This is a genomic window from Noviherbaspirillum sp. Root189, assembly GCF_001428545.1.
Classification (GTDB): domain Bacteria; phylum Pseudomonadota; class Gammaproteobacteria; order Burkholderiales; family Burkholderiaceae_D; genus Noviherbaspirillum.
In genome coordinates this window covers 47,721-69,871 of the sequence record NZ_LMHZ01000056.1, presented here as the reverse complement: position 1 = coordinate 69,871, position 22,151 = coordinate 47,721, and the positions used below count along the sequence as shown (strand labels likewise).

Genomic DNA, 22,151 nt, shown 5'->3' with positions numbered 1-22,151 from the left:
TATGATTGATCTGCCCTGCTCAACATTCAATGACATTGACCGCGAGTCCGCCGCGCGCAGTCTCCTTGTATTTGATTTTCATGTCGGCGCCGGTCTCGCGCATGGTCTTGATGACGTTGTCGAGGGAAACGAAATGGTGTCCATTACCACGCAGCGCCATGCGCGCCGCATTGATGGCCTTGATGGAGCCCATGGCATTGCGCTCGATGCAGGGTACCTGTACCAGTCCGCCGATCGGATCGCAGGTAAGACCAAGGTTGTGTTCCATGCCGATTTCGGCCGCATTCTCGACTTGTTCAATGCTCCCGCCCATGGCCTCGGCAAGCGCACCGGCCGCCATGGAACAGGCCACGCCAACTTCGCCCTGACATCCGACTTCCGCACCGGAGATAGAGGCGTTTTCCTTGTAAAGGATGCCAATGGCGCCGGCAGTCAGCAGAAAGCGAATGACGCCATCGTCGTTGGCTCCGGGGATAAAGCGATGGTAATAATGCAGTACAGCGGGCACGATGCCGGCAGCGCCGTTGGTCGGTGCCGTCACGACTCTCCCCCCTACCGCATTCTCTTCGTTGACCGCAAGCGCGTACAAGTTCACCCAATCCAGCGTGGTGAGTGGATCGCGCAAGCTGACTTCGGGCTGGCTTGAAAGGCTCCGGTACAGTTCGGCGGCACGTCGCTGGACTTTCAGGGGACCCGGCATGGTCCCTTCCCGCTCGCAACCTCGCTTCACGCAATCCTGCATGACCTGCCAGATACGGAGCAAGCCTTCGCGTGTCTCCTGCTCGGAGCGCCAGGCCTTCTCATTTTCCAGCATCAGCTGGCTGATCGATAGCTTGTTCTCGCGACACATAGCCAGCAGTTCATCACCACTGTGGAACGGAAAGCGCAGTGCGGTGTTGTCAGGAACAATGCGGTCGGCCCCTGCGGCATCTTCGTTAATGACAAAGCCGCCGCCGACCGAATAGAAGACTTTGGCCGCCAGATCGGCACCAGTGCTGTCATAAGCACTAAAGCGCATGCCATTGGGGTGGAATGGCAGGGACTGGCGGCGGTACATCAAAAGGTGTTCTCTTTCGTTGAACGCGATTTCCCGTTCGCCCAGCAATCGAATTTTTCCGGTACTCCGTATCGACGCCAGCATCGCATCAATCTGATCGGTATCGACCAGATCGGGCGCATGTCCTTCCAGGCCCAGCAGGACCGCCTTATCGCTGCCGTGACCCTTCCCTGTCGCACCGAGCGAACCGTACAGTTCGGCTTTGACCGATGCGACCGAGGCTAGCTGACCGTCTTCCTTCAGTGTGGTGACGAACTGCAATGCGGCGCGCATAGGCCCGACGGTATGCGAGCTGGATGGCCCGATACCGATCTTGAACAACTCAAATACACTGATTGCCATTTTGCCGCGTTTCCTTTCAGTGGTGCCGCATTGGGCCGCACCACCGGTTGTTGCTGAGCGCCTGCAGGCGCTTATTCGTAGTCCGACATAGGCGGACAGGCGCAGACCAGATTACGATCCCCGTAGACATTGTCGACACGCCCAACGGGTGGCCAATATTTCGCCCTGCGCAGCGACGCAACCGGGAACACAGCCTGCTCACGCGAATAGCGCCGGTCCCATTCACCGGCGATGTCCATCGCGGTATGTGGTGCGTGTCGAAGCACGCTGTCTTCCGCTGTAATCTCTCCATTTTCAATGGCGCGAATCTCGTTGCGAATCGCAATCATTGCCTCGCAGAAGCGATCCAGTTCATCCTTTGATTCGCTTTCCGTCGGTTCGATCATCAAAGTTCCCGCCACGGGGAACGACATGGTCGGCGCGTGGAAACCAAAGTCCATGAGGCGCTTGGCGACATCATCCACGGTAATGCCGGTGTCCTTGAGTGGCCGCAGGTCGACAATGCACTCGTGGGCAACAATGCCATTTTCGCCCGCGTAGAGAATCGGATAATGCGGTGCGAGACGCTTGGCAATGTAATTTGCGTTAAGAATGGCAACCTGGCTTGCCTCCTTAAGACCTTGGCGGCCCATCAGTTTGATATAGGTCCAGCTGATTGGAAGGATGCTCGCACTTCCCCATGGTGCCGCACAGACTGGGCCGACGTGGCTCTCCAGCATCGCATGCCCTGGCAGGAACGGCGCGAGATGCGACTTGACGCTGATGGGACCGACACCCGGACCACCGCCGCCGTGCGGAATGCAGAAGGTCTTGTGCAGGTTGAGGTGCGAGACGTCACCGCCAAACTTACCTGGCGCACAGAGTCCGACCATCGCGTTCATGTTGGCGCCGTCGATGTAGACCTGACCACCGTGCGCATGCACGATGTCGCAGATTTCACCCACCGCTTCTTCAAACACGCCGTGCGTCGATGGATAGGTAATCATGATCGCCGCGAGATCCGCCGCATGTTTTTCCGCCTTCGACTTCAGGTCCGCCACATCCACATTTCCACGCTCGTCGCATTGCACAACCACCACTTGCATGCCCGCCATATGCGCGGTTGCCGGATTGGTACCGTGGGCAGAACTTGGAATGAGGCAGACATTGCGATGACCTTCTCCACGGCTCTGATGGTAGGCACGAATCGCCAGCAAGCCTGCATATTCACCCTGCGATCCGGCATTAGGTTGCAATGACACAGCGTCGTATCCTGTGCATGCAACCAGCATTCCTTCAAGTTCTTTGATGAGATGCTGGTATCCCTCCGCCTGATCAAGCGGAGCAAAGGGATGTAATCCACCAAATTCCGGCCAGGTCACCGGGATCATTTCGGTGGTCGCGTTGAGCTTCATGGTGCACGACCCCAGTGGAATCATGGTGCGATCCAGCGCCAGATCCTTATCGCTCAGCGCGCGCAGGTAACGCAGCATCTGCGTTTCGGAGTGATGGCTGTTAAATACCGGATGCGTCAGATATGGGCTACGCCTTACCAGCTCCGCAGGAATATAATCGGCGGCTTCGGCTTCGGCTTCGGCGGCCTGGAACGATGGTATGGATTTGCCGCCCGCAAAAATCTCCCACAATATTTCCACGTCCGCGGGAGTTGTCGTTTCATCGAAGGAAACGCCAACAGTTTCATTGTCAACGACACGCAGGTTGATCGAACGGTCGTGTGCGGCAGCGTGTACGTCGCCCGTGCGGGTACCCGTGTGTACTGTCAGTGTGTCGAAGAAAGCCGAGGTGCGTACGTTGACATCCAGCGTACGCAAGCCGTGTGCGAACGCAGCCGTCAAACGGTGCACGCGCTGGGCGATCGTTTGCAAGCCTTGTGGACCGTGATAGACCGCGTACATGCTTGCAATATTGGCGAGTAATACCTGCGCAGTACAAACATTGCTGGTCGCCTTCTCACGTCGAATATGCTGCTCTCGCGTCTGCAAGGCAAGCCGGTATGCTTTATCGCCGTGGCTGTCAATCGACACGCCGACGACGCGCCCTGGCATCAGGCGCTTATTGGCATCGCGTGTCGCAAAGTATGCGGCATGCGGGCCGCCATAACCGAGTGGTACACCAAAACGCTGTGCAGAGCCAATGGCGACATCGGCGCCGAATTCTCCAGGCGGTTTCAGAAGCGTCAATGCCAGCAAATCGGCCGCAACGACCACCAGCGCGCTTTTGGCATGTGCCTTCGCGACAGTCGCCGCATAGTCATGGACTTCACCGTTCAGCGCCGGATACTGCAGGAGTACGCCGAAGCAATCAATCTGGTCGAGCGCAGTTTGAGGATCACCGACCACTACGTCGACACCGATCGGTTCGGCACGCGTACGAACGACGTCAATCGTCTGCGGAAAGCAATCCTGCGATACGAAGAAGATCTTGCTCTTGCTTTTGGAAACGCGCTGGCAAAAGGTCATTGCTTCTGCAGCAGCAGTCGCCTCATCCAGCAGGGACGCGTTGGCGATTTCCAGACCGGTCAGATCCGAGATCATGGTCTGAAAGTTGATCAATGCTTCAAGGCGCCCTTGTGAAATTTCAGGCTGATAAGGGGTATAGGCCGTGTACCAGGCGGGGTTTTCCAGCAGGTTGCGCAGGATGACGTTTGGCGTATGGGTGTTGTAGTAACCCATTCCGATGTAGGACTTGTATACCTTGTTGCGTGCCGCAATCTTGCGGAGCTCGTCCAGCACTTCAGGTTCGCTACGCGCGTCATCCAGATTGAGTGCCTGATTCGTCAGGATGGTGCCTGGAACAACCTTTTTGATGAAAGCATCCATGGACTCGAAACCGAGTTCGGCAAGCATGTCGTTCTGGTCGGCCTGCGCCGGTCCGATATGCCTGTCGATGAAGTCTGAGTGCTGCTGCAATGTTTCAAACGCAGCGCGTTTCTGAGTCATGGTTACCTCTCAAAGCTTAAATAAAATAGTTGACGGCGTCGGGCCAGCGGGGTTTGCCGGCCTGTCATGCCCATTGAAGCAGGCGCTGCCCCTTTGACAGCGCGATGGAGGCAAATCAGCCTAGCGTTTCGATATACGACTTGTATCCGGCTTCGTCCATTAGATCGTCAAGTGCCGCAGTGTCACTCGCCTTGAATTTAAAGAACCAGCCCTCACCCATCGGATCTTCATTGACTTTGCCTGGTTCGTCGCCAAGCGTTTCATTGACTGCCGTCACCATACCTGCGACCGGCATCAGGATTTCGCCGGCGGTCTTCACCGACTCGATTACCGCAGCTTCTTCGCCTTTGACGAATTCCTTGTCCACTTCCGGGAGTTGCACATACACGAGGTCACCGAGGTGGTCTTGTGCGTAGTCGGTAACGCCAACCGTCACAACACCGTCGTCTTCAACGCGCAGCCACTCGTGTTCCTGTGTATAGAAGGTCTTTGCCATTTGCTTATCTCCGGAAAAATGTGAGGAAGTGATCTGTGATGAAACGCTTCAAGACCGATGCGTGCTGCCTTTCAAGCTCGGCGCGTGCGATAAGGCGCTGAGATTGCTTGTTTTTGAGCCGCATCTGCGTCTTGGCGTTCTTGATTCTGAGGAAAATTTTAGAGGGTTCTATGTTTTTATTGTATTCAATCAGATGGATTAAACATTTAATTTTTTAAACAGACAGAGGTTAATATTTTCGAAATATAAAGTATTGAGCCTAATTGTTTTATTCTTAAAAGACGCGCAACAATTTGCATTGGTGGCGCAAGCCAAGTTGCCAAATATCAAAAAGGAGGTTATTTCTTGGTCCGCTTAATTAATATTAAGAAATACCGATTTGACACGAAGAAGGTCTTCACCGCACTCCCTTTACCTGTCAATAAGATTGTCCGGTCAATAGACTTGCTACGTTGTCGCGGATGAATGAAGTGCATCGGAGGCAGAGCCACGCGATGGTTTAAGTAGGAGCTAGAGATGGAGACTTCGTAGCACCAAGTATGTTTTGCTGACTTGGTCGAAGAAAATAATTGGTGCCCGAGACCGGAATCGAACCGGTACGCCCCCTCTCGGGTAAGCGGCGGATTTTAAGTCCGCTGTGTCTACCAATTTCACCACTCGGGCACGATACAGCCGTAATCCGCTGCACATGTAAAAAAAGCGCACGTAGCGCTTTTTGGAAAAAACCAGACCAGCTCGGCTGAAATGGCTTTGGAAGCCTTGGCGTGTCTTACAAATCAAAGGGTTATTTACCATCCCCTCAATGCGCCTTTCGCCTTCATTTGCACATCAAAAGCAGGTCGAATTGTAGCATAGCGACATGTTGTTGACGAAGCCCCAATCAATTCGTCGAAGCGGAAATCTTCATGTTGAAGAAATGCTCGGCAGAGTCATACCGGTTTAAACCGGATTGGCCAACGTGCATCCGGAACGATGTTGGTTTCCCAGAAACATGCTCCGCCAAATATAAATTACAAGAGCGTGTAATTTTTTTAGTACAACAGCCTGTTTTTATTTGACTCCGGCGCATCCATCGCTTCAGTTGCTCGCTGAAAGGCTAATCGCCCAGAGTTGAGTATTGGGTATGAAAAATGCAACTGAGAGACGACCCGAGAGGGACATTTCCGTTTCAATCAATGGGACTAAGCCGTTTAATACATACGGACGCCCGCATACTAAAGAGGAAATCCAATGAACATCCTGAAACTCGTTCTTCCCCTACTCTTATCCCTGTTCATTGCCGCTTGTGCACCAACGCAAACTTCGCGTTCCACCGGGCAGGCGTTGGATGACGCTGCCATTACTGCACGCGTAAAGACGGAGATCGCAAAAACGGCCGGGGTTGGCGAGGCCGCAATGATTAACATTGATACCTATCGGGGAGTGGTATCGCTTGCCGGTTTCGTCGATTCCGAACAGCAACGTGCCAGTGCAGCAAAAGCTGCCATGGGCGTGTCTGGAGTCAGCCGAGTTGTCAATAATCTCGAACTCAAAAAGCGGCAGTGATCAGTTTGCTACGCCAAGGTACGGCCTTGTAACGGCTACAGGATGGAAACAATGGCGTAGCAATGTAAAGCTACTGCAGACACAATTCGCACCGTAAGTGCTATTGCAAGCACTTCGGGAGGTACAGCATGCGTGCTGGTTCCTGCAGTCAGTCCTGGTTAGGGCTGTGGCATCAATACCCGAATGGCCATTGCGCAAGCTGTACGTAAGGCTCCTGTGCGATATGACAATCGATCGCGATTCAACGGGCTGAAATTGTGGCGAGACGCTGCTTGGCTGCCTCAGCCAAGGCCTGTGCCTTAAGAAGTAATTTTTCCACGTTGGCCGATGTGGTTGTCTTTAAAGCTGCATTTGCAGCGTCGGCCAGTTTTGTTTCCGTGATGATGAGTTCTTCCAGCATGGTTGCCTGGGTATCACCTGAAAAGAACTCTTTTACCGCACTTAATACTTCTACTGCGGCCTCGCGGTCCGGATCAGGCATTTTCGGGAGGTCGTCCATACGGCGCAGTTCTTCGGCGATTTCAAGCGCGAGTTCATTATGGCGTCCGGCCAGTGATTCGAACTCTTCACTAAGTACTATATCGTCGGAACGTTTGGCACTGCCCGCGAAGTGGTCCGAGGCTTCAATACAGAGTTCCTCGACCTGGTTCAAGGCGACCTGCACATCGTTCCTGAGCAACATATTGCCCTCCTCATGAGATCTCCACGGTGATGAGCAACCCGATGCACCGTGCACATTTAAGAACAGAGTGTCCATGCTTCGTTAATACCTGCCTGCACCCCAAATCTTCAGCATCGCAACTTATCAACGCACAGCTTTTTGACAAAAATGTGAAATGGATTGTTCGCCGTGGATTGATGAATTGCGATCTTTTTGGCGACTTCACCACGTGTAAGCCGGAAGGAAATTCCTTCATGTCACGATTCAGTATGCCCTTGCGGAGATTGTTTAGGCGATGAGCCGTATGGAGGCGACGGGACAGCCCCAACATTTGCTGCTACGCCCGGATGGTCAAGCCATATTAAGGCTTACAGGCCCTGCGCAATCACGAATCACGCATGTCTTCCATAAAACAGCAAAGAGTCTCGTGATTATCGCTGGCTTTTTACACAGAGGATGTATGTGCGACCTTATAGAAATCGCGAGGATGGTTCGAAAGCATACAAACGCCGAGGAGGTAAAACCTCTCCTATCATAACGGACGCCTGAAATGAAAATGGGTTAGCTATCAATAGCTAACCCATTAAATATTTGGAGGCGGGGGTCGGGATCGAACCGGCGTAAACGGCTTTGCAGGCCGCTGCATAACCACTTTGCTACCCCGCCATGGAGTGATATTTTAACTACAAAACTCAAACGGCGCTTTTTAGATCAGACCGGTGAAATCGAAGCGGTCTGTCGCGCCTGAAGACAAATTAATTGTCCTCTTCAAAAACTGGAGCGGGAAAAGAGTCTCGAACTCTCGACCTCAACCTTGGCAAGGTTGCGCTCTACCAACTGAGCTATTCCCGCATATGCTGCATGGCTTACTTCACTAAGGAAATCGGGACATCGAAATCCTGTGAAATAAAAAAGGAAGCTAGGTCAGCTTCCTTTCGGATTCTGGAGCGGGAGAAGAGTCTCGAACTCTCGACCTCAACCTTGGCAAGGTTGCGCTCTACCAACTGAGCTACTCCCGCGTTCACAACAGACACGCATTATAGAGGATTAGAGATGTTTGTCAACCGTTGGCAATTGGTACAAAGGCATGAAACTCCGTCATATAGCCATCGGGACTCACTGTCTCAGCTGATCGATTGTCACCCGTAGTACGCCGCAGATTTGCCTTTCGTTTTGCCGCTCAAGAGTCAATACAGCGCGGGTTCACAGCTATTCTCGGGTACGGTCAAGAATGATCGTGTCCCAGATATTCATCCTGCCTTTTCCTTGATCAAAGGCCAGGCCTTGCGCAGATAATAGAACATTGACCATACGGTAAGGACAGCTGCGATCAGTAACAGCCAAGCCCCCAGCACGCGCGTATCAATTACGCCAAACAGCATGTCGCTGAACAGCAGCATGGGAATTGCGACCATCTGCGCCATAGTCTTGATCTTACCCAGCGAACTGACCGCTACGGATTTGGACGCCCCCAGTTGGGCCATCCATTCGCGCAAAGCGGAAATGGCGATCTCACGACCAATGATGATGAAAGCCACTACCGCATTGACGCGATCAAACTCAACCAATACCAGTAAAGCACCAGCGACCATCAATTTATCGGCAACCGGGTCGAGAAACGCACCAAAGGCAGAGGTTTCATTCCAGCGACGCGCAAGAAAGCCATCGAACCAGTCTGTGACTGCGGCCACAATAAAGACTACTGTCGAGGCGAGCCCCTTTGCGTAGGGAGTCAGCCAATCATCTGGCAAATAAAATACCCCCACCACAAGGGGAATGAGCGCAACGCGCAACCAGGTAAGTAAAATAGGAATATTGAGTGGCATAGTCGGCGCCTGTAATTTACCGCGATTATCGCGTGGAACTTGCGTTGACTGCAATGAATTACCGACTGGAATCCGACACAGCGCTAATGCAATTGCTTGTAGATCTCTTCGGCAAGCTGTCGGGAGATGCCATCAACGGATGCAAGGTCCTCTATGCTCGCGTCTGCAACGCCGCGCAAACCGCCAAACCGCGCCAACAATTTCTGACGGCGTTTGGCACCGATGCCTTCAATTTCTTCAAGACGAGACGTCTGTCGTGCCTTCGCACGCTTGGCGCGCATACCCGTGATGGCAAAGCGGTGCGCCTCATCGCGAATCTGAGCGATGAGCATGAGCGCGGCGGACTCTTTGCCCAATTCCTGTGGCGTCCGCTCGTCGGCAAACACCAGTGTTTCGAGTCCGACCTTGCGGCCTTCGCCTTTCGCGACGCCAACGATGAGGCTGATGTCGAGGCCGAGCTCGCTGAATACCTGGCGAGCCATTTCTACCTGCCCCTTGCCTCCGTCAATCAAAACAATATCTGGCATGATGCCGTCTCCGTTTGCCACTTTCTCGTAACGGCGCATCAGGACCTGACGCATCGCGGCATAGTCGTCGCCGGGCGTAATATCGTGGATGTTATAGCGACGGTATTCGCCATTTTGCATCGCATGATGATGAAATACCACGCAAGATGCCTGAGTAGCCTCGCCTTGGGTATGGCTGATATCAAAGCATTCGATGCGCACGGTCTCGATGTCAGTGACGTCGAGACCAAGCACTTCGACGAGTGCTCGCGTGCGAGCCTGTTGTGACCCTTGTTCGGACAAGAGGCGTGCAAGTGCAATTTCAGCGCCCTTTTGTGCCATTTCGAGCCATTGGCGCCGTTGCCCCTGGGGTTGGAAGACCAGCGAGATCCGATGACCACATTGCTCCATGAGCGCCATCATGAGCGCCGGCTCATCCAGCTCGATGTTCAGGATGAGTACCGACGGTATGAAGGTATCAATGTAATGCTGCGCGAGGAATGCCTTCACTACCTCGATCTCTACCGAACCCTCTGCCGTCGCAATCGCGTCGTCAACATGCGTCGGAAAATAGGCGCGATCGCCGAGATGACGGCCTCCACGGACCATGGCCAGATTGACGCAGGCACGGCCACCCTGGACGACAACCGCGATAATATCGATATCGGCGTCACCAACAGTTTCCATGGTCTGCTGGTGAAGCACGCGAGACAATGCAGTGATCTGATTACGCACTGCCGCAGCTTGCTCGAACTTTAGTTCTTCAGCGAAGCCGTGCATCTTTTTTTCGAGGGTTTCCAGGACTTCCTTTTGGCGGCCGCGCAGAAACTTCGCCGCATTTTCGACATCGAGCGCGTAGTCTTCCTTGCTGATTGCGTTGACGCAGGGACCGCTACAGCGTTGAATCTGGTGCAACAGGCAGGGACGCGTACGGTTGGCAAATACCGTATCCTCGCAGGTCCTGATCTGGAACACCTTCTGCAGGATCTGCATGGATTCCTTGACGGCCCAGGCACTGGGAAACGGGCCGAAGTACTGATTCTTTTTATCAACCGAGCCGCGGTAATAAGCCATGCGCGGTGTTTCCTGCGCGGTGATTTTCAGATATGGATAGGACTTGTCATCTCGGAAAAGGATGTTAAAGCGAGGCTGAAGCGTCTTGATCAGGTTATTTTCAAGTAGCAAGGCCTCTGCTTCGCTCCGCGTGACCGTCGTTTCAAGACGGGCTATACGCTCGACCATCATGGCGGTGCGCGGACTGGCAAGATTCTTTTGAAAATAACTCGACACACGTTTTTTGAGATCGCGCGCCTTCCCGACGTACAGCAGCTTGTCATCGGCATCGAAATACCGATAGACACCAGGCAGGTGCGGCAGCTTGGCGACTGTCTCGAGGACGACCGCCCGCGGATCAGGTGCTGGAATGTCGGACATCGGTAGAACTCTTTCTTAATCACCCACCAGCGACTGTGCGGTTTGCCTTGCCGCACGATACCGAGGGTCCTGCTGCAACGTCTCCCAGTCCATCGCCCTGCCCTGCGGTACAAGCGAGGCAATGCGCGCGGACGAGGCAGAACTGCCCGCGCCGGATTCAGGCTTGAGCCCGTTGAGCAACTGGTCGGCCTTGTCCGGCGAATTACAGATCAGGACCATATCGCAGCCTGCCGTCAATGCAGCCGTCGCACCGTCGACGACGGAACCGGCAACGCTCGCGCCTTCCATACTGAGGTCATCACTAAAAATGACTCCCTGGAAACCAAACTGCTCTCGCAACATTGTTAGCCATTTTCTTGAGAAGCCAGCCGGGTGTTTGTCGACCTTGGGGAAGATGACGTGAGCTGGCATGACGGCGGTCAGGCTCATCCCTATCCAGTCATAAGGAGCAGCGTCATCTGTGAGGATTTCTTGTAGACTGCGCTCGTCCACGGGAATATCAACATGCGAATCGGCCTTGACGAAGCCATGTCCCGGAAAGTGCTTGCCGCAGTTTGCCATGCCTGCGAGCGCCAATCCATGGTTGAGGCTTTTTGCGAGTGCGGTGACGACACGAGGATCACGGTGGAACGAGCGGTCGCCAATGACACCGGACTCGCCATAGTCGAGGTCAAGCACTGGCGTGAAAGAAAGATCTATTCCGCAGGCACGCAACTCAGTCGCGAGGACGAAGCCGACATCCGTCGCCGCGCGCATCGCTTCAAGCACATTCGTATCCCACAGCTCCCCTAGTTTTCTCATCGCCGGCAGGCGTGTAAAGCCGTCCGTTCTGAAACGCTGAACGCGTCCGCCTTCATGGTCGACCGAGATCAAGACGCCGGGACGAGCCGCATGAATTGCTTCCGTCAGCGCGGTCAGCTGTCGGCGGTTTTCATAATTCCGGGCAAACAGAATTACGCCACCGGTCAATGGATGCTGGATACGGCGAATGTCCTCATCTGTCAGCGTCTTGCCGACTACATCCAGCATGACTGGCCCAAGCCCGCCGTTTGCTCCCTTTACACTCATGTCTTCTCCACAATGACAAAGGCGACTGCGTATTCTGCCTCATCGGTAAGCGATACCTGCGCAGTCAATCCATTCGTTTCCATAAATTCTTTCAGCGCACCACTTAGTACTGCGACAGGCTTGCCGCTTGGCGCGTTCAACGTCTGCATCGAGCGCCATGTCATGGGCATATGCATACCGAGGCCGATCGCCTTGGAAAACGCTTCTTTCGCCGCAAAACGCGTTGCAAGAAATCGTATGCCTCTTGCTTCTACCTTGTCTTTTCTGCGCCGATATTTTTCCAGTTCTTCGGGCCCGAGAATCTTAGAGGCAAAACGTTCACCGTGCCGTTGCAGAGCAGATTCAATCCGGGAAATCTGGATAATATCGGTTCCGATGCCGTAGATCATTTCTTGTGAATACCAAGGCGTGCTGCAATCATGATTGCCTTCATTTCCTTGACGGCATTCTGCCAGCCGACAAAGATGGATTGCGCAACAATCGCGTGGCCGATATTGAGTTCTGCAATTTCCGCGATCGCAGCGATGGCCTGTACGTTGGTGTAGTGAAGGCCATGTCCGGCATTCACCTTCAGCCCATAACGCATTCCTTCCAGGACTGCCCGCTGGACGCGCTCCAATTCATGCTGGATTTCAGTGTCGACCGTCGCATCCGCATAGCGGCCGGTATGGATTTCGATCACCGGCGCTCCGCATTCGGCTGCCGCCTTGATTTGCGTCGCGTCCGGATCGATGAAGAGGCTGACCCGGATTCCTTCGCGCTGCAATTGGCGAACGGCCGCCTGGACATCGGTAAAGTACTTGACGACATCAAGGCCTCCTTCCGTCGTCACCTCGTTGCGTCGCTCCGGAACCAGGCAGACATCCTGGGGTTTGATGCGGCAAGCGAAGTCCAGCATTTCCGAGGTCACGGCGGACTCAAGATTCATACGCGTACGGAGTTGCGGAAGGATCGCTTCGACGTCGGCATCGCGAATATGCCTTCGATCTTCACGCAGGTGCAAGGTAATGCAGTCGGCGCCGGCTTCTTCCGCCAGCAGGGCGGCCTGAACCGGATCTGGATAAACGGCTCCGCGCGCATTACGAACGGTTGCGACATGATCAATATTGACGCCAAGGTCAATGACGGGTGTATGGGGATGTAGGAGGCTCATGGCAAAGGCAAGGACTAAAGTTGCATCAAATCTAACAGAATTTGCCGCGTATTGAGCGGCGTACCGCCTAGGTGATGCGACAGCAAGAAGCGCATCAGGAATTTGCTTTGCAACTGAGTCGTCGCATCGGAATAGTCCTCGCCTTCCATGTCGATCAGGGTCTTGCCTGAAACACGTGGAAAGGTATCCGCAGGAAGCGCATGACGAGGACCCCGCTCCGGGTCGACGACGTACGTCTCGTCAGGACTAACCGGCTCACCGGACAGTGCATTAATACTCAATCTGCCGCCGACGCCGGTTTCCTTCAATAGGGCCCGCTCAAATTTACGGAGCACAATTGGCGGTGGCTCATCGTGGGCAAGCTGGTTCAGGGTCGATACATAGTGATCGAACAACGCCGGATGCGGATCATCGCGGGCAAGCAGTTTGACAAGCAGCTCGTTGAGATAAAAGCCGCAAAGCAGTGCTGACTTCTCCAATGGCAAGAGACCGCCAATCCATTCAGCTTCAGTAAGCGTACGAATTTCGGATTTTCCTGTCCATCCCACGGATAACGGCTGGAAAGTCTGCAGTACACCACGAAGTTTCGAATGTGGACGTTTGGCCCCCTTGGCAACCAGTGCTATACGGCCGTAGTCGCGTGTAAATACGTCGACGATCAGACTCGTTTCTTTATAGGGATAACTGTGGAGGACAAAACCCGGCTGACCCGTGATGCGGGTCTCCTTTTCCGCCGGACGGCGTCTTTCTGCCGTTGCGGTACGTCGTCCCCGGCTAGTTTGTGGTGCCTGATCTATGGTCGCCGGGACAGACGAAGCGGTTTGAGCAGTGTCGTCACCCGGTTGTTCATCGACATGTGTTGATGGCAGGGACATCAGGTATCGGTTTGGAGTCGGCGCCCGGACGAGGCGCAAGTCAGGTTATTCGTAACCGTAGGCGCGCAGGCCGGCTTCGTTATCCGCCCAGCCGGATTTCACCTTTACCCAAATTTCAAGATAGACTGGACCGCCAAAAAGTTTTTCCATATCAAGCCGGGCCTGCGTCGAGATTTCTTTCAGACGAGCGCCCTTTTGACCGATAACCATTGCCTTGTGTCCGTCGCGTTCTACCAGAATCGCTGCGAAGACACGGCGCAGGTCACCTTCTTCCTCGAACTTTTCAATAAGAACAGTGCTGGTGTAAGGTAGCTCATCGCCGACGAAGCGAAATACTTTTTCCCGGATAATTTCTGCTGCAAGAAACTTCTCGCTGCGGTCCGTGATGTCGTCTTCTCCAAACATCGGCGCATTTTCGGGTAAATACTTTTCGATTTCCTTTTCAAGGATATCAAGTTGAAAGCGCTGCTTGGCTGACACCGGAACAATGGCGGTAAAGTCACGCTGCGCAGCCACTTGCTGGGCAAAAGGCATCATGACCGCCTTGTCCTTCATGCGATCGGCCTTGTTGATGACAAGTATGCACGGAACATTGGCGGGCAAGAGGTCAAGCACCTGCTTATCAGGTTGTCCGAACGTCCCTGCCTCAATGATGAACAGAATGACGTCAGCAGCCGTCAAGGTGTTGGTCACCGTTCTATTGAGTGTCTTGTTGAGAGCATTCGCGTGTCGCGTCTGGAAGCCTGGCGTATCGACATAGACAAACTGCGCAGACTCCTTGGTCTGGATACCGGTAATTCGATGACGCGTCGTTTGCGCTTTGCGCGACGTAATGCTGACTTTGGCGCCGATCAAGGCGTTCATGAGTGTCGATTTACCGACATTGGGACGGCCAACGATGGCGATATAACCGCATCGGAAACCGGGAGAAGCGTCAGGTAATGTCATGCAGTTTTCGATTCAGGTGATGCTGTGTTCTGACCAGTTGTACTGCCTTTGGGTTGTGCCGATGTGCCGGTATTTTTGCCATCAACAGGTGCGCTTTCGGCTTTGCTATCAGATTTTAAATCCAGCCTGCTTTGCTTTGTATCCGTCTTTGCCTCTGCACCGGATTCCACCTTGTGATCAGACTTGGCAGAAATCTTGGCGGGTTTTCGCGCTTCTTCTTCGACGGGGGCATCAGGTTGGATCGTGGCGATTCCTGCAAGTTTCAGCTGTGAAGCACGGGGACGCGCCTTGCGCCCCGACGCGGTTGTTTTCACAAGCGCGCTTTGTACAGCTTCCAGGGCCAATTTAGCGGCTGCCTGTTCACCTGCCCTACGACTGCCGCCCGTGCCGAACACCTGAATATCAAGCTTCGGGACCAGGCACTCAATTTCAAATTCCTGATTATGCGCCGCGCCATGCGTCGCAACGACGTTGTATTGTGGCAAGGCCAATTTTTTGCCCTGCAAATACTCTTGCAACAGAGTCTTGGCGTCTTTGCCCAAGGTTTTTGGATCGACGGTATCGAGAATGGGTATGTAGAGCGAGCGAATTACATCACGGGCCGCGTTGAAACCAGCGTCGAGAAAGATTGCCCCAAACAAGGCTTCCAGGGTGTCGGCAAGAATCGAAGGACGTCGGAAGCCGCCCGATTTCAGTTCACCTTCGCCGAGTCGCAGGAACTGCGACAACTCAAGACGTTGAGCAATTTCATACAGCGACTGCTGCTTGACGAGGTTGGCGCGAAGCCGGGACAAATCACCTTCGTCGATCTTGTTATAGCGTTCGAACAAAAGCGAGGCGACGACGCAATTCAGCACGGAGTCCCCAAGAAACTCCAGCCGCTCGTTATGCACGCTGCTGTGGCTGCGATGTGTCAGGGCTTGCTGCAATAAAGCAGCATCCTTGAACGTGTGGCCCAGCCGATCTTGCAATAACTTGAAATCCATCTCGCTCCGTCGCCTAATTCCTCTTGGTACTTCTTATTACTGCGCCGTTTCTGCGGCCGGTCCCTTGCCTGTGGAGGCTACATAGTCAATGACCAGGCTAGCAGGCCCGACTAAGGGAATACGTTTCTCATATTCGATGCTGACATCGAATCCATCACCGGTCTTGATAATTTCAAGATCCTTGCCGCTAACCGAATCGATATACGCTGTCGTGCGCTGCTTTTCAAAAGAATCCTGAATTTCACGGGCAGTCGTTCCGCTGTTCTTTGCAGTCACAATTGCCTTCTTGATTGCTGAATACTCGACTACCGTGGGCACGACCTTCAGGCCCAAGACCGCCAGCATTGCGACAATGACAATAACGAATAGAAACCCAATCAACGACAAACCGCGCTCTACGTCGCGTGTGTACGTGCGTACCCTCATTCTCCGCTCCCTAGTTTCGAATTATTTACTGAAAACTACCGATCCGACGAATGTTGCTGAAATTCATCCATACAAAAAAAGCTTTTCCAACAATATTTTCATCTGGCACAAATCCCCAATAACGACTATCGAGGCTGTTATCCCGATTATCACCCATCATGAAGTAATGTCCAGTGGGGACGGTACAGGTGAAGCCTTCTAGGTTATATGTACAACGGTCGTGCATCGGAAAAGGATCCGGGTTTTGTACATACGCTGGAGCCCTGTCGTCATTCAGAATCTTGTGTTGAACTCCTGTCAACTGTTCGACGTATTGCTTTGAGTAGCTCAAATGTTCTTCATCAAGATAATCTGGTAGAGGTTGATAAGAAACTTCTTTACCATTGATAGTTAAACGTTTGTTTTTATAGACGATTTTATCACCGGGAACGCCAATAACACGTTTGATGTAGTCCAGAGATGTGTCCTTGGGGAATTTGAAGACCATTACATCACCGCGTTGTGGGTCGTTGATGCTGATGATTTTCTTATTGATCACCGGAAGCCGAATTCCGTACGTGAATTTATTCACCAGGATCAGGTCTCCAATGACAAGCGTCGGCACCATCGAGCTGGACGGGATCTTGAACGGCTCATAAAGAAAGGATCGCAGGAAAAATACCAATGCGATCACAGGGAAGAAACTTCCGGAATACTCTATCCATGTGGGCTGCCGAAGAATCTCCGCTTCAATCTTCGCGCGACCACTATCGTCAGTTTTGATGCCATCGGCTTTTAGCTTGGCATGCCGGGCATCGAACTCGGCCAACGCCTGATCGGCCTTTGCGCGACGTACGCGGGAGAAATGGAACACATCCAGGAACCAGATAATTCCTGTCGCGATGGTCAGTATGAAAAGGATTAACGCAAAATTGCCGAGAATCGCTTGCAGACTCATTTATCTTCCACTTGTAAAATCGCCAGGAATGCTTCCTGAGGCACTTCAACCGCACCGACCTGTTTCATCCGCTTCTTACCTGCCTTCTGCTTCTCAAGTAATTTACGTTTACGCGAAATGTCGCCGCCATAGCACTTGGCCAGAACGTTCTTGCGCATCGCCTTGACGTTTTCGCGCGCGATGATATTGGCACCGATGGCGGCCTGAATCGCGACGTCGAACATCTGGCGTGGAATCAGTTCGCGCATTTTCGCAGCTACCGCTCGACCGCGGTACTGACTGTTGGCACGATGCACGATGATGGCGAGTGCATCGACTTTTTCGCTGTTGATCAACATGTCGACCTTCACCACATCGGCAGCACGATATTCCTTGAACTCGTAATCCATCGACGCGTAGCCGCGTGAAGTGGACTTCAGTTTGTCAAAAAAGTCGAGAACGATTTCCGCCATCGGCATTTCATAGGTCAGCATGACTTGCTTGCCGTGATAGGTCATGTTGATCTGCACGCCACGCTTCTGCGTGCATAACGTGATCACTGAACCGACATACTCCTGCGGCATGTACAGGTTGACCGTGACGATAGGCTCCCGAATCTCTTCGATCTTGGAGGGATCCGGCACCTTCGACGGATTGTCGACCATGATGATGCTGCCATCACGCTGCACGACTTCATAAATTACAGTCGGTGCCGTCGTGATGAGATCCATGTCGAACTCGCGTTCGAGGCGCTCCTGCACGATTTCCATGTGCAACAAACCGAGAAAGCCACAACGGAAACCGAAGCCCAGCGCTTGCGACACTTCAGGCTCGTATTGCAGAGCCGCGTCGTTGAGTTTGAGCTTTTCCAGTGAATCGCGCAGAGCATCATACTGGTTCGCCTCAACCGGGAACAAACCTGCAAATACCTGCGGCTGCACTTCCTTGAAGCCAGGGAGCGGCTCGGTAGCAGGCTTGGATGCGAGGGTAATGGTGTCGCCAACGCGTGCCGCCTTCAACTCCTTGATGCCGGCAATGACAAAGCCGACCTGACCGGCAGACAGGGACTCCTTTGCCAACGATTTCGGCGTGAACACGCCCACGCTTTCAGCGAGGTACTGAGCTCCGGTTGCCATCAGCGAAATCTTGTCTTTCGGCCGCAGGGTTCCGTTGACGATCCTTACCAGCATCACCACGCCAACATAATTGTCAAACCAGGAGTCGATAATCAGTGCCTGCAAGGGTTGGCTCGCATCGCCCTTCGGCGGCGGCACTTTTGCGATCAAAGACTCAAGCACATCTTCGACACCCAAACCGGTCTTGGCCGAGCAGCGCACTGCATCAGTAGCGTCGATCCCGATCACGTCCTCAATTTCACTGATCGCGTTTTCCGGGTCTGCGGATGGAAGATCAATCTTGTTCAGGACGGGGACGACTTCAACGTTGAGGTCCAGCGCCGTATAGCAGTTCGCCACTGTCTGTGCTTCGACGCCTTGGGAGGCATCAACGACAAGCAGCGCGCCTTCGCATGCCGACAGCGAGCGGCTGACTTCATAGCTGAAGTCGACATGACCCGGGGTGTCGATCAGATTGAGGTTATAGACCTTGCCATCGCGTGCCTTGTACGACAGGGCTGCGGTTTGGGCTTTGATGGTAATACCTCGCTCACGCTCGAGATCCATGGAGTCGAGGACTTGCGCTTCCATTTCCCTGTCCGACAGACCTCCACAAATCTGGATGATGCGGTCTGCGAGGGTTGATTTGCCATGATCGATATGCGCGATGATGGAAAAATTGCGAATGTTGTCCATTGACTAAGTTGCAACTACAAAAAAGGCGCTCTGAGCAAGGGGTTAGCCCCTAAGCGAGCGCCTTATGACAGAAGGTTGTTCGATGTGGGGCATTTTACCGGATTTCGAAGGGGAAAGCCCGTAAAACTGCCTCGGAAAGATGCAGAGAGGTCTGTTTCGAAATGCTCAGGCCTGAGGCGTCGTAACCAGAAATTCCCTTACCTTATGCTCGTCAAGAAAATAATGGCAGAGTTCGATCGCATCGCCTTGGCCTTTCCGACCAAACAGAACAGGAACGAGTTCATCAAATTGCGCAATCAGTGCCTCGTCGGTATCGACGTCAATGATTTCTGTTGTGAACGGATATTCACTACTCAGGGATTGTAAGGCCTCGAGCATATCGTCGCAGAGATGGCAGTACGAGCGGGAATACAGGGTGAAATGAATCACGTTTTACGCCTGTCCAGGTAGAGGGTTATTCCAACCACAGGTTCGATACTTGGTACGTTCCAGTATAACGCCTAGGCCGATATGGGCGACTGACATCATGCTTGACCCACGCCGACTTGGCACGACATTTAAAAATGAAAGGATTGGTAGGTCGCAAACCACGCTTGAATGCGACCTACCGCGAATTTCCAGTCGCTTTTCTGGTTGTCTTCTTTGACGTGTGCTTACTGTCCGTTTGGACGAATAGGAACAAATTGCGATGCGTCACCTCGGCGAACGAGGACGACTGCAGTCTTTTTTGGCTCCAGTTTGGTGACAAGGGCGTTGAACTGCTTTGCATCTTTCACATCGCTGTTGTTTAAACGAAGAATGACATCGCCAGCGCGCAAGCCGGCACGGGATGCGGCACCCTCTGCAGAGTCAACCAGTACACCGCCATCGATCTTGAGTTCTTTCCTTTGTGCATCCGAGAGGTCACTGACCACCAATCCCAGCGCGTTGGCCACCTGTTCCGGCTTTTGCTTGCGCTCTTCCTTCTTGGCCACCTTTTCAGGTTCAAGTTCGGCCACCGACAAGGTCACGTCCTTGTTTGCACCCTTGCGCCAAATCGTCACCGTCGAACGCGTACCTGGCTTAGTGGCACCTACCAGGCGCGGCAGGTCGGAAGACTTTTCAATGTTGGTTCCGTTGAACTTCAGAATAATGTCGCCGGCCTCAAGGCCACTCTTCTCTGCTGGACCGCCCGGCTCGACGCGCTGAATAAGCGCGCCTTGAGCGCGTTGCATGCCGAGCGATTCCGCGACATCCTTGGTGACTTCGCCGATTTGAACGCCGATTCGACCACGCGTTACACGACCGGTCGTTCTGAGTTGTTCAGCGACTCTCATTGCCTCGTCAATCGGCACAGCGAATGAAATTCCCATGTAACCGCCAGAGCGGCTATAGATCTGCGAATTAATTCCAATCACTTCGCCACGCATATTAATGAGCGGACCGCCAGAGTTACCCGGATTGACAGCTACGTCAGTCTGGATAAGCGGTAGATATTCGCCCGTGTCTCGCGCCTTGGCAGAAATAATTCCTGCCGTAACGGTGTTTTCCAGACCGAATGGCGAGCCGATGGCAATGACCCATTCACCTACACGCAGGCGGTTTGGATCACCGATAGTGAGGCGAGGCAAATTATTTCCCTCAATCTTGACTACCGCTACATCCGTGCGTTTGTCGACGCCGATGATCTTGGCCTTGAACTCACGCTTATCGGTCAGCGTAACGTACATTTCGTCGGCCCCATCTACAACATGTGCATTAGTCAGCACATAACCGTCGGGTGAAATAATGAAGCCCGATCCGACGCCACGCGGCACCTCCTCTTCCTGTTGTGGCATCTGCTTACGACCATTACGCGGCGTTTTGTCCGGTTGCTGTTTGGGCATGGGGACACCGAAGAAGCGCCTGAAAAATTCCTGCATTTCTTCGTCATCTGCACCAGGGATGCCTCCCTGACCAGGTTTAATCCGTTCAGTGGTGCGAATATTAACAACAGCCGGCCCTGTCTTCTCGGCCAAATCCGCAAAATCAGGCAGACCAGCAACCGATGCCACCTGCGCCGTGGCAAGACTCATTGACGGCGGATAAACCAAGCTGCCCAAGGGACTAAGCAAGGCTGCGAGCACGACGTTACGGGCGATGGAAACAGTTTTCATGGAATCCTATTATTGTTGGCTATTTAGATTTGAATTCAATGGAATTGGCGACCTGCCTAATTGCTGTTGAGGGTACCTCACCAACAATGGTAAGCCAAAAATCACCGTGTCGCTTGCCGATAATGTTCATTGCACCCTGCTGCGTCGAACCTTCCGTCCTACTTTGCGTGCCTGGTTCGATAAAGACAGAAATGGCGGCAATACCGTCGGAGTAAACCATTTGCAGCACTTCCCGTGGCGATGGCTGGCCTGCTCCAGCCGGCTCTTCGGATAACGTCCTTTTAACTTCACGAATCTTGCGAAAGCCAGGGGGCAGAAACTTGGCGGCCCAACCGGATGAAGTAGTGGACGGGCTCATCACAGCGTTTTCGACATGCCAGCCATGCGTATTGGAGATGCTGGGCCGAACACTGTTACGGTCTATGCCGCCGATGGCAATTTGTGTAAAGGAAATCTGCTCCACGACTTCACTTTTTTCGTTAAGAGTCTGTGCCCGCAGCAATAAGCCGCTGCCTTTCTCGGCCCATAGTTTGTACCCATAACGCAGATTGTCTTTGGGTTCGAGGACGATTGCCTGGCAATCATGCCCGGCAATACGCCCCGATTCGTCCTTACGGACATTGTAAAAGTCGCTCAGTTCGCTCGGGTTGGTTGCGAGAATGGCTGGAAAAACATCATGCGTAACACGTTTTTCGACAAAAAGCGTCTTTGCGTCCGGAACGTAGCAAATAACTTCGTCGTTATTACGAATGTATTCTCGCGGCTTTCCGTCAAGAATTTCGAGCTTTTCTAACTCGTTCTTGCCATCAAGGAGATGGGTGATGCGCGACGTGCGCATCTGGTTTGCCTGTTGATACACAAAGGTGCCGGAGTAATTGAGTTTTTGCGCGGCTACCTGAATTTTTTTGAGCCAAGCTTGCGCATCCCTGCGTTCCGATACTTGGTCAGCATTTTCCGCCGAGGCGGAAAATGCGAAGCACATCGAAACGGCGACGACAAACCTAATTAAAGCATGTGTTTGCCGCAT

General features: G+C 53.3%; 19 protein-coding genes and 4 tRNA genes. 1 reads left to right on the top strand and 22 read right to left on the bottom strand.

Annotated features, from left to right (window positions below; all coding sequences use genetic code 11):
- Positions 1 to 19: 19 nt before the first annotated feature.
- From ASE07_RS23150 to ASE07_RS23135, 4 genes are all read right to left on the bottom strand, one after another.
- Positions 20 to 1,399, bottom strand: coding sequence for an L-serine ammonia-lyase (locus ASE07_RS23150; RefSeq protein ID WP_057293183.1), 1,380 nt, complete (start codon positions 1,397 to 1,399; stop codon positions 20 to 22).
- Positions 1,400 to 1,470: 71 nt separating this feature from the next.
- Complete coding sequence (gcvP, locus tag ASE07_RS23145) at positions 1,471 to 4,338, bottom strand: aminomethyl-transferring glycine dehydrogenase (protein ID WP_057293182.1); 2,868 nt, start codon at positions 4,336 to 4,338, stop codon at positions 1,471 to 1,473.
- Between the two features lie 115 nt (positions 4,339 to 4,453).
- Positions 4,454 to 4,834: a glycine cleavage system protein GcvH gene (gcvH, locus tag ASE07_RS23140; protein ID WP_057293181.1), complete on the bottom strand. Its 381-nt coding sequence runs from the start codon at positions 4,832 to 4,834 to the stop codon at positions 4,454 to 4,456.
- Between the two features lie 570 nt (positions 4,835 to 5,404).
- Positions 5,405 to 5,497: transfer RNA gene (locus ASE07_RS23135), tRNA-Leu, on the bottom strand.
- Between the two features lie 567 nt (positions 5,498 to 6,064).
- Between ASE07_RS23135 and ASE07_RS23130 the strand changes: the two genes are divergently transcribed.
- Positions 6,065 to 6,379 carry a BON domain-containing protein gene (locus ASE07_RS23130; protein WP_057293180.1) on the top strand — a complete coding sequence of 105 codons (315 nt, stop codon included), beginning with the start codon at positions 6,065 to 6,067 and terminating at the stop codon, positions 6,377 to 6,379.
- 241 nt (positions 6,380 to 6,620) lie between these two features.
- Here the strand turns inward: ASE07_RS23130 and ASE07_RS23125 are convergent, their stop codons facing one another.
- The 18 genes from ASE07_RS23125 to ASE07_RS23040 all read right to left on the bottom strand — a co-directional run bounded on the left by ASE07_RS23125 (position 6,621) and on the right by ASE07_RS23040 (position 22,151).
- Positions 6,621 to 7,136 (bottom strand): DUF2383 domain-containing protein, encoded by a 516-nt coding sequence (locus ASE07_RS23125; RefSeq protein ID WP_156396929.1) that lies wholly within the window; start codon positions 7,134 to 7,136, stop codon positions 6,621 to 6,623.
- 496 nt (positions 7,137 to 7,632) lie between these two features.
- Positions 7,633 to 7,706: transfer RNA gene (locus ASE07_RS23120), tRNA-Cys, on the bottom strand.
- Between the two features lie 110 nt (positions 7,707 to 7,816).
- Positions 7,817 to 7,892: transfer RNA gene (locus ASE07_RS23115), tRNA-Gly, on the bottom strand.
- Positions 7,893 to 7,983: 91 nt separating this feature from the next.
- Positions 7,984 to 8,059 (bottom strand) — tRNA-Gly (locus ASE07_RS23110).
- A 231-nt stretch (positions 8,060 to 8,290) separates the two neighbouring features.
- The gene (gene pgsA, locus ASE07_RS23105) at positions 8,291 to 8,866 is read right to left on the bottom strand and encodes a CDP-diacylglycerol--glycerol-3-phosphate 3-phosphatidyltransferase (RefSeq protein ID WP_057293178.1); all 576 of its coding nucleotides are present in this window, start codon (positions 8,864 to 8,866) and stop codon (positions 8,291 to 8,293) included.
- Between the two features lie 83 nt (positions 8,867 to 8,949).
- Positions 8,950 to 10,806, bottom strand: coding sequence for an excinuclease ABC subunit UvrC (uvrC, locus tag ASE07_RS23100; protein ID WP_057293177.1), 1,857 nt, complete (start codon positions 10,804 to 10,806; stop codon positions 8,950 to 8,952).
- A gap of 15 nt (positions 10,807 to 10,821) precedes the next feature.
- Complete coding sequence (nagZ, locus tag ASE07_RS23095) at positions 10,822 to 11,874, bottom strand: beta-N-acetylhexosaminidase (RefSeq protein WP_057293176.1); 1,053 nt, start codon at positions 11,872 to 11,874, stop codon at positions 10,822 to 10,824.
- Positions 11,871 to 12,263, bottom strand: coding sequence for a holo-ACP synthase (gene acpS / locus ASE07_RS23090; protein ID WP_057293175.1), 393 nt, complete (start codon positions 12,261 to 12,263; stop codon positions 11,871 to 11,873). Before acpS ends, nagZ begins: the two co-directional genes overlap by 4 nt.
- Entirely contained in the window at positions 12,260 to 13,027 is a 768-nt protein-coding gene (pdxJ, locus tag ASE07_RS23085; protein ID WP_057293174.1) for a pyridoxine 5'-phosphate synthase, read from the bottom strand. Before pdxJ ends, acpS begins: the two co-directional genes overlap by 4 nt.
- A gap of 14 nt (positions 13,028 to 13,041) precedes the next feature.
- The gene (gene recO, locus ASE07_RS23080) at positions 13,042 to 13,902 is read right to left on the bottom strand and encodes a DNA repair protein RecO (protein WP_057293173.1); all 861 of its coding nucleotides are present in this window, start codon (positions 13,900 to 13,902) and stop codon (positions 13,042 to 13,044) included.
- Between the two features lie 45 nt (positions 13,903 to 13,947).
- The gene (gene era / locus ASE07_RS23075; RefSeq protein ID WP_057293172.1) at positions 13,948 to 14,850 is read right to left on the bottom strand and encodes a GTPase Era; all 903 of its coding nucleotides are present in this window, start codon (positions 14,848 to 14,850) and stop codon (positions 13,948 to 13,950) included.
- A complete protein-coding gene (rnc, locus tag ASE07_RS23070; protein WP_057293171.1) occupies positions 14,847 to 15,836 on the bottom strand; it encodes a ribonuclease III in 990 nt (329 codons plus the stop codon). The genes era and rnc overlap by 4 nt, the downstream gene beginning before the upstream one ends.
- Before the next feature lie 36 nt (positions 15,837 to 15,872).
- A complete protein-coding gene (locus ASE07_RS23065; protein ID WP_057293170.1) occupies positions 15,873 to 16,262 on the bottom strand; it encodes a DUF4845 domain-containing protein in 390 nt (129 codons plus the stop codon).
- A 25-nt stretch (positions 16,263 to 16,287) separates the two neighbouring features.
- A complete protein-coding gene (gene lepB, locus ASE07_RS23060; RefSeq protein ID WP_057293169.1) occupies positions 16,288 to 17,199 on the bottom strand; it encodes a signal peptidase I in 912 nt (303 codons plus the stop codon).
- A complete protein-coding gene (gene lepA / locus ASE07_RS23055) occupies positions 17,196 to 18,989 on the bottom strand; it encodes a translation elongation factor 4 (protein ID WP_057293168.1) in 1,794 nt (597 codons plus the stop codon). Before lepA ends, lepB begins: the two co-directional genes overlap by 4 nt.
- Positions 18,990 to 19,154: 165 nt before the next feature.
- Entirely contained in the window at positions 19,155 to 19,415 is a 261-nt protein-coding gene (locus ASE07_RS23050) for a glutaredoxin family protein (RefSeq protein WP_057293432.1), read from the bottom strand.
- 227 nt (positions 19,416 to 19,642) lie between these two features.
- Positions 19,643 to 21,124, bottom strand: a complete 1,482-nt coding sequence (locus ASE07_RS23045; protein ID WP_057293167.1) for a DegQ family serine endoprotease — start codon at positions 21,122 to 21,124, stop codon at positions 19,643 to 19,645.
- 19 nt (positions 21,125 to 21,143) lie between these two features.
- Positions 21,144 to 22,151, bottom strand: coding sequence for a MucB/RseB C-terminal domain-containing protein (locus ASE07_RS23040; RefSeq protein ID WP_057293166.1), 1,008 nt, complete (start codon positions 22,149 to 22,151; stop codon positions 21,144 to 21,146).